The organism is Bacteroides pyogenes, assembly GCF_014196225.1.
GTDB lineage: Bacteria > Bacteroidota > Bacteroidia > Bacteroidales > Bacteroidaceae > Bacteroides > Bacteroides pyogenes_A.
Genome location: NZ_JACIDI010000034.1, coordinates 1 through 7576, shown reverse-complemented (window position 1 = coordinate 7576; position 7576 = coordinate 1). Strand labels below are relative to the sequence as shown.

At 48.4% G+C, this 7576-nt stretch carries 7 protein-coding genes and 1 tRNA gene; 5 read left to right on the top strand and 3 right to left on the bottom strand.

All coding sequences use genetic code 11. From position 1 onward, the window contains the following. Positions 1 to 272: 272 nt before the first annotated feature. The 3 genes from GGR07_RS13995 to GGR07_RS13630 are packed head-to-tail and all read right to left on the bottom strand — an operon-like array spanning position 273 to position 3777. Entirely contained in the window at positions 273 to 404 is a 132-nt protein-coding gene (locus tag GGR07_RS13995) for a hypothetical protein (RefSeq protein WP_256680546.1), read from the bottom strand. Between the two features lie 5 nt (positions 405 to 409). Then, positions 410 to 2956 (bottom strand): carboxypeptidase-like regulatory domain-containing protein, encoded by a 2547-nt coding sequence (locus GGR07_RS13635; RefSeq protein WP_147298123.1) that lies wholly within the window; start codon positions 2954 to 2956, stop codon positions 410 to 412. A gap of 17 nt (positions 2957 to 2973) precedes the next feature. Then, positions 2974 to 3777 (bottom strand): GLPGLI family protein, encoded by an 804-nt coding sequence (locus tag GGR07_RS13630; protein WP_172545171.1) that lies wholly within the window; start codon positions 3775 to 3777, stop codon positions 2974 to 2976. A gap of 529 nt (positions 3778 to 4306) precedes the next feature. Here GGR07_RS13630 and GGR07_RS13625 point away from each other — a divergent pair. From GGR07_RS13625 to GGR07_RS13605, 5 genes are all read left to right on the top strand, one after another. Continuing rightward, positions 4307 to 4498, top strand: coding sequence for a hypothetical protein (locus tag GGR07_RS13625; RefSeq protein WP_147298121.1), 192 nt, complete (start codon positions 4307 to 4309; stop codon positions 4496 to 4498). 177 nt (positions 4499 to 4675) lie between these two features. Then, on the top strand, positions 4676 to 5140 hold the full coding sequence (locus tag GGR07_RS13620) for an Lrp/AsnC family transcriptional regulator (protein WP_021643896.1): 465 nt from the start codon (positions 4676 to 4678) through the stop codon (positions 5138 to 5140). Positions 5141 to 5144: 4 nt separating this feature from the next. Continuing rightward, a complete protein-coding gene (locus GGR07_RS13615) occupies positions 5145 to 5456 on the top strand; it encodes a DUF4491 family protein (RefSeq protein WP_034544003.1) in 312 nt (103 codons plus the stop codon). Positions 5457 to 5725: 269 nt separating this feature from the next. Beyond that, positions 5726 to 6952 carry a transglutaminase domain-containing protein gene (locus GGR07_RS13610; RefSeq protein WP_172545170.1) on the top strand — a complete coding sequence of 409 codons (1227 nt, stop codon included), beginning with the start codon at positions 5726 to 5728 and terminating at the stop codon, positions 6950 to 6952. A gap of 193 nt (positions 6953 to 7145) precedes the next feature. Continuing rightward, positions 7146 to 7219 (top strand) — tRNA-Ile (locus GGR07_RS13605). Positions 7220 to 7576: the final 357 nt, after the last annotated feature.

Genomic DNA, 7576 nt, shown 5'->3' with positions numbered 1-7576 from the left:
TATGTCTATATAAGAACTTACCCAAGGATACGTTAATATTCGTAAACCTGGGTAAGATTTTATAGATATTGTTTGGAGAGGACTTAGAATTCACCTCCTTAATTCTATCATAAAGCCCCGCATGGACAGCCTCGATGCAGAAAGTCGAAACAATTTCTTACCCTTAATTCTATCATTAAGTCCCGCACGGAATGTGTTGCTGCACGCTGCCGCAGTTTCGTGTGCCTGCGATTCTCCCGTCCGCTTTCTTCTCCCCACGTCGAAGCCGCCTGTCATGCCGGATATTTCTCCATCGGCATTGTCGGCATTAGCACGGAAATCAGGTTGAAGCCGCCTGACATGCCGGATATTCCCCCATCCCCATAACGGCGGGTGGCGCGCGACGAAGAAATGAGGCGGCGCATACTTGTCAGAAACTGAAAGAAACCTTGAGCAATACATCGCGCGGACGCAGCACATAACGCCTGATTACGTAATAGTTCACGGCAATGGCGTCTTGCTGATAAGAAGTTTTCCCCAAAAGATTGTTCGCCGTAAGTTCGTAATCCACGCGGCGATGCTTGTACGTCACCGACAAATCGGAGAAGAATACATTTTGATTGAGCTGCATGTAGCGGTTTCCGCTGTTCCGCCACCCGATGGTTAAGGCATCGTTCACGATGAAAAAGAGATTGCCGTCCAACACCAGACGGGTGTTCGCGTTACCCATGCCCGGACCGGAGATACCGCTGTGGGTAGTGGAGCCGTTCAGTTCCACCGACAGCCAGCGCGCGGGTCTCGATGAAATGGAAAGCTTTCCTACCACCAGACGGTGATAGACATTGTCGATCACGTGGTTGTTCATCCGTTTGTCTTCCGTATAAATCAAGCTCCCGCTCAGCGCGAACAATGTCTTCCAGAAGTTCACCGCCTGACTGATTCGCGCATGGATATTGGCCGACTTCCGGTAGTAGCTTGCCGGCTCCGATGAATACAGGTAGAGGTGATTGTCTTGCACCGTGCCGTAGAACACGGCGTTGCGCTTATCCATTCCCACTCGTGCCGATGCGGTCATAAACAGCCCATCCACAGGCTGTGAATATTCGTAACGGGCGGTTACCGAGTGCGACGGAGCGGCTTCTACTTTCGCCCGGTTGATTTGCGCGGTGCGATAGCCCGTATAGAGCAAACCGCCGTAAATGTGTTGCAGGTCGGGAAAGGCCTGTGTGCAGCGATAGGCCAGATCGAACGCATTGCTTCCGCTGATCTCATACCTCATCGACAAACTTCCTTCGGGAAGGCAGGCAGAAACTTTCTCCAACGGGCTATGAATGTTCCACCACTTCAGTCCCACCGTTCCCGCAAAACGGAGACTGTTTTTCCGCAAGGTCAACGACGATTGCCACGAAGGCACAGAGCGGCTCAGGACAGCTTTTTCCTCTTGCCCATCCGACAACGTAGTGAGCGACTGACGATAATATTCGTATCCAAACTCGTTTTTAACATAAAGCCCCAACACTTTGCCGCGCATGGTGAGCGTATTGTCGGCGTGCAGACTGCGATAGGTGACGTTTTGAACGCGGTCGTTCAATACGAGCAGGCTTTGCGGCATCCGGTTGTAAGTCACGGACGAACTCACCGATATCGCTCCGGAAGAAGAAGTGGGTATGGTCAGTTGCAAATCGTTTCGCAGGAACTCCTTATCCGGTTTCACCCAGATGTCGACGGGGTTTGCATTCAGATACAGGCGTCCGCGGTCGGATTGCCTCGTCAGTGAGGCCTTCCATTCGTTCTTGACAAAGAGTTTGCGGCTGTTCTGCTCATAAGTGAGACTTGCGTCGTACTTGTTCTGTATACTTCCTGTCCGGTAGTCTTCATGAACGATGGCGGCTTGCGGCTCGGCAAACAGATAGTCGGTTATGACTTCCCGGTATCCCCGGATATCGTTGTACAGGTAACTTCCCTGCGCGCGCAAAGTCGTTACTTTTCCGACCTTATACAAGTGATTGGTGGCGAAGAGGTGCGACTGGTTGAACGTATATCGCTTGCCCGGCAAGGCGTTTCCGGCCGAAGGCGTAAGCGGCGTCAGGATGTCGGCTTCTGCCGAAGGGCGCACGGTGGAGAGCTGAAGCCTGATGGGTATCAGTTCGGCTCCGATATCGGCGCCCGTATTGTTGCTTTTGTACATGGTGAGCTGTTGACGCTGTTTCTGAAATGTCATCCCGATCAGCCGGTTGTCGTGCAAAAGCGATTTGTCGGAATTGTATCCGAATCCCACATCTGCCGTTCCGGTAAAGTTTAGCTTGGCGTTGTCCTCCAGCACCAGATTGACGGCGGCTTGCTCGCTAAAGAGTTTTCCCCGTAAGGCGGCAATCGGTTGATGGTTTCTAAGTACCTCCACCGTTTTCACTTTTCGCCGGTCGAGGTTGTTGCCTGCCAGCGCATAACGGTCGTTCATCAAGTCCATCCCCTCTATGTAGAATCGGTTGATGCCTACGCCGTTATATTCAATGCGCCCGTTTTCTTTGATTTCGAAGCCGGGCATCTTGGCTATTACGTCGGCTATGCTCTTGTCCTGCGGCATGGAGAACCCGGCTACGGAGTAAGCCAGCGTGTCGTTTCGTACCACGATGCGTTTCGGAGTGACCACAACGTTCTTCAACGCGAAGGTTTTTTCGGACAGATAGATGGTGGCATGCGCCTTGAAAGCGCCAACCGGCATACTGACCGTCTCATAGCCCAGACACGAGACGGTCAGCGTATCGGCTTCCGGTTTGTCCGGCAAGCTGAAACGTCCCTGCCCGTTCGTGTAGGTATAGGCCACCATCCGGTTGCGGGAAGCCATGGTTTTCACCAAAGCATTCTCTACCGGTTTGTTGTCCTTCTTGCCGAGCACCACTCCCGAAAGCTCCTGTGCGGAAACACCGCTTCGACACAGCAGTTGCAGCAACAGCCAGATGTACAGCCCGTATTTCATAGCGGCAACCGTTTCGGTCAATCCTCCATAAAAGCAGGGGTTCGGGGAGGGTATTTCAAGGGCTTTCCGCTGGCATCGAAAGCTATGCCCGGAAGGCCTAACTTTCGTTCAAAAGCAAGCGGGTCTTTGGCATTATCCTTGATCATGCCCATCAGTTGGCGGCGCGAGCAGCGAACATGCTTTTTCAGCTTCGGAACGGGCATAACCGCTCCGCGAACTTGAGTAAGGCCGATACATCGGTAAGAAAAGTATCCGCTGCTTTCTGCCGCATAGAGGATAAGCCCCGGCAAGCCGCCAAGTTTCCAAGGCCCTTCGCTCACGGGAATCTCTTCCGCATAGCAAGCCCGCCATTTCCTGCCCCTGAATGTGCCCTCGGCATAGCCGCACCGGTAGCCTAAAATCACCGTATCCTGAGGGATGAGCGTCCAGACAGGCTTTTCCAATGCTTCTTCGTAATAGAAGTGCTTCAGCAGAAAGGTGGTCAGCGTCAACCTGTCTTTTTGCGGATAGTGTTTATAAATATTGTCGAACACTCTGCCTCTCGGATAGTCGGAAATCGCTCCCTGAACCTCTGCGAATGAAGCTCCCCGGGCAATGAGGCTATCGGTGATGTGCCACCTGAAGTCATGCCATCGACTATAAAAGCGGCTTTGTTGATGACCGATGTCGAGTACCATTTCGTCAGTCCGGAGCTTTTTATCTTCCACATATCGCTTGAATTCAGCCATGTAATTAACCCGTAGACGCACGGTGTCTCTCTTTTGAGCGGCGGAGTAGCAGGCCATCATCGTAATGATGCTGAGAAGGAGAATTCGTTTCATAATTATATTCTTTTTATCTGATAAATTTCCATCTGACATTTACTTAATCGGCAGTCGCATGTGCGAATTCATGCAAGCGATGTATGATAAACCTCCATTTCACATTTACTTAATCGGCAATATGCTGCGGAGCAACTTCTATTATTTATTATATTTATCATTACCGCCTCTTCGCCACCACTTATCCCTCCACAATCTATTTTAGTGTAGTAGTCAAGAAGCTTACAAGCCAAGTCCACCGAACACCCTGCGGGAATTTGATATACAGTACCACAATCGGTAATAATAGCCTGATAAGTTACCTCATCACCATCTTTAGCCACCCCAACGTTTGCAGTCAATAACATTCCGAATAATAACAATACTTTTTTCGATATCCGCGCCTTTCATCAGTCCGGTCTGAACAGTTCCCAATATCAGCAGTGAACTTTTCGGTTATTTGCAATATTATAACATAAAGATACAAAAACAAAGCAAATTCTTCTCATTTTTAAAGAAACCTGTTGCTAAACACAAAGTAGCCGCAAAGTTGTTTCATAAAACCAGTAAGACGCTCAATGACAGGAACATCATCGAAGTATTCTCCGCTCTCATCACGGTGGCGGAGCTCAACAAGCTGCTCGCCTGCATAGCATCATCGAAGCATTCTACGCTCCCATTACGGTGGCGGGACCCAACAAGCTGCTCGCCTGTTTCACCCGACGAGGCTCATGGCGGATAAACAGGAAACATACGGCGTAACGAAGCTAACGGAGAAAACAAAAAGAAGAAGGTGTCCATTCTGGATGCCTGTTTTTTCGTTTCTGCATCTTTTCTTCTCAAATTAGAAGAGAAATTAAAATAAATCTCTATATTTGCTTACTATTTGCTAATAAACGAAAATTACAAACTTATTATTATGGAGAAAATAGATAACCTCGACAGGCAGATTTTGGAGATTATCTCTCAGAATGCCCGTATCCCTTTTAAAGATGTAGCGGCAGAATGCGGTGTGTCACGAGCGGCCATCCACCAACGCGTACAAAGGCTGATCGATATGGGAGTGATTGTAGGTTCGGGATATCATGTAAACCCCAAATCATTGGGTTACAGAACATGTACATACGTCGGAATCAAACTCGAAAAAGGATCTATGTACAAAACCGTTGTCGCCCAGCTGGAGAAAATTCCGGAGATTGTGGAATGCCATTTCACCACAGGAGCATACACCATGCTGACGAAAGTTTACGCATGCGACAACGAACACCTCATGGATCTGCTGAACAACAGAATGCAGGAGATTCCGGGCGTAGTGGCTACCGAGACATTGATTTCGCTGGAGCAAAGCATCAAGAAAGAAATCCCCATCCGTATAGATAAATAAGCGAATGGAGTTTCTTTACGATTATCATTTGGCGGGATTATTCATCGGGATTTGTACTTTTTTGATTATCGGCCTTTTCCACCCCTTAGTGGTGAAAGCCGAATATTATTGGGGTACCAAATGCTGGTGGATATTTCTGATAGGGGGAGTCATAGGCGTCATAGCTTCATTGAGCGTGAGCAATGTCATCATTTCCTCCTTATTGGGTGTTTTTGCCTTTTCTTCATTCTGGACCATCAAAGAAGTGTTCGACCAGGAAAAGCGGGTGAAGAAAGGATGGTTCCCGAAGAACCCCAAGCGGAAATACAAGTTCTAAGAGAGCTGCCTTCTGCGGGATACATCTCCTCGACGACATCGCTTTCGAGGCGATGGAGGCGGTTGGTCTGAGAGATCTGTCTTCTCCGGGACACATCCCCTCGAAAGCACATATCGGTACAGCGAATAAGGCAAACATACTGCGGCAAAACCAGTCTAACAAGCGATTAGACTCAACCAACGTTTCAGAACAAGGCAAACATAATGCGGCAAAACCTTTTACAAACCATTTATATCTACATTTATTTCCACACAAACAGAGAATATACCATGAAATTACATCGAACACTCCTTCTGTGCAGCTTGACGGCTATGTTGAGCATGGGCGCATGCAGTTCGGAAGATCCGCTCAACGAAAATAAAAAACAGGAAGAACAACCCAAAGAAACAGAAACACCGCCTAAGGAAACCGGAGGAGAAATCTTACGGCTGGAAGGAAGCGGCGCCCAAAAAGTGAAGCTTTTGCTTCCCAAAATTGCGCCCGAACGCTCCAGGCAAATGGGACGCACCAGTATCTCTGAAACCGAATACAACGAAATTGCCACTTTCACCCAATCGCTGGTGAAGGGGTTGAAGACGGAAAAAGAAAAGTTCAATTCCATATACGACTGGATTCGCAAAAACATAAAATACGAACTGGCAGACAACAGGCCGTATGAGGTATTCAAAAACAAACAGGCGGTTTGCCAAGGATATGCCGATCTGCTCAAGGTGATGTGTCACACGCAACATATTTCCGCATTCGTCACCAACGGTTTTTTAAATATGGGGCGTGTTTGGGGCGGTCATGCCTGGAATTATGTACGGGTAGACGGCAAGTGGATAGTGGCCGACCCCACCAACGGCCCGATATACGATGCAGACGAAACGGAAAAATATGAGAAAGACCTGATTCCGCAGAGTCTGGACGGAGTCTTGTTTTCCGATGACGACTTCGAATATGGACTTATCGAAGAGATGCTTGCCGCAACAAACGTGAAGCAGACACAGAAGAAACGGCTGACCGTTCCGGAGCATATCGGCGGAGTAGAGATAACCTGCTTCAACCCGCAAGACGCTATTCCCGATCAGGTAGAAGAAATCGTTTTAGGCAAGCGGATACAATCGCTCGGCAGTGAAACAAGCATGGGGCTACTCCATTACGGCACAATGCTGACAGACTTAACCATCAGCAAGGACAACCCGCATCTCGAAAATTACAAGGGAGCCGTTTACCCTAAAAAAGGGAAAAAGACGAACATACCGCTCTACATCCCCGGCAAAGTAAAGCGGGTGGAACTAAAGCCGATTAAATTCGTGGACAAGAACCTGATCACCCGGCACAACGGGCTGGAAGAACTGATCTTTGCGGAAGGCACGGAGGAGATTAATGACTATGCCATAGAGAATTGCCCTAAGCTGAGAACAATATGGATACCGGCAACCTTGAAACAACGCGGAGAAAAAGCTTTTGACGGATGCCACCCGTCGCTGGTAGTGAAAACAGGGAAGCCCTGAAAGGGCGAACAGGCAGGATACAGTTTTCGAGTCAGTTTACACGGAGCATAAAACCTGCCCCATCATTACTATCGACACATCATACCCCATTCCCCGTAGCGAGAAAGGTCCAACGTTTTTTTGCCATAAAATCTTGCATAACTCCATAAAAAGCTCTACCTTTGCTACCGCATTAAAAAAGATCAAATGCAACGGACTTGTAGCTCAGTTGGTTAGAGCAACAGACTCATAATCTGGAGGTCCCTGGTTCAAGCCCAGGCTGGTCCACGAAGGAAATCAGGCAGTTACGAATTTCGTAGCTGCTTTTTCTTTTATTGGCGAACATAAGGTGAACATAGAGTGTCGGAAGTGACCTTGGGGTGACCTTCTGAAACGCAGTGTGATTACATGTGAGCTTATGAAATGCTTTTTCACGTAATTGAATCAGAAGACTGAAAGATGTCAAACTGGTAGTACATTTTAATATGTGCTATAACAACAGATTCACTACATTAGCTTACTAAATTTTTACGCTCGTCGGGACGGGTGGTCCCGCCCCTTGGCGCTGGCCGTTCCCCGACCGATGAGTTTAAAAGCGTAAAATAATCTGTGATATATTTTGATTCTCCACGACTTATCGAATAA